General features: G+C 59.8%; 1 protein-coding gene. It reads right to left on the reverse strand.

The window, feature by feature from the left end:
• On the reverse strand, positions 1-1,164 hold a 1,164-nt coding region (locus A3754_RS28080), incomplete at both ends, for an ImpA family metalloprotease (protein ID WP_197468782.1).

Here is a 1,164-nt window from a genome sequence, read left to right on the forward strand (position 1 = left end):
GGGCGCGATGGACATGGTCGGGCTGGCCAGAAAGCGCGGGCGGGAATACTCGCTCCATAACCGGGTGGAACCGGTACGCTGGGTGTTGATGCGAATGGCGGTGCTTACGCTGTCGTTATCGTCGGTGCGGGTAATCCTGACGCGCTGCCCCGGAAGCACGTAGGCCCCCAGCGCAGTGAAATGGTCGCCTTTAACGGTGACGCTGGGGCGCTGTGTTGAGGTAGCTGGCGCCGCCGCCATGGGCTCACTGAAGCTACCCAGATCCGGCTGGGCGGGCTGGACTCCACGCAAGTATTGCACGCTGTAATCCGCATAGAGTGCCCGCATGAAATCCCCTACCGGAGCCACGTTTTTGTTCATGGGATAAGCAATCTGTTCACGCCATACATCACCCAGTAACACCAACAGCTTTAACAGGGTATGTCCGCGCTCGGCAAACAACGGGCGCCCTTGGCGATCCAGGTTACCGAGCATGCCGCGCAGCTGGTTGGCACCATCCAGCAAGGCCGTTTTCAAGGCCGCATAGTTATCGCAATTGCCATCGGCAAGGCTATCGCAATAATCAAAATTCACCGGGAAGTCCTGGTGATAGAAATGTTCCAGAGCGGTCTTGATCGGGTTATCCACCTGAATGGCAGAAAGCATCTGTTGCGCAGAAGACCAATCCAGGGTGTCTTCCACAAAGTAGTTCCCCGGGTAACTGCCCAGTGCCATGCCCAACTCGCCGAGCATCGCCTCACCCAACGGGGAACTGTTCCACACCCGGGTATGAATATAGACAACCCCCAGGCCCTGTTGACGGGCCTCAACCAGTAACGCCTGCAGGGCCTGCTCATCGCCTGCAGCAGGACGGTCACTGACCAACAGCACCTGACTTCCCGCAAGACAACTGGCCGGTAACCCGGTGGGGCAGGAAATCTGATCGGCTTTCGGCAATTGCACCGACAGCCACTCACTCAGGCCACTGGCATTGATCCCTGCCAGGGAAACCTGTCCGGGTGACGCCCCTCCCCCCAGCCACGTCAGCAGGCTGCGCGCAAATGCGTCCATGCCAGCGGCGTCAGCTCGGGGCTGATAGAACTCGAACCCGATCCCGGCGGCTCTTTGCCCGGCAATCTCCACCGCACTGGCAAAAGAGTGCCCCGAATCACTGCCACGCAGCAG

This window comes from Alcanivorax sp. HI0083 (assembly GCF_001635175.1).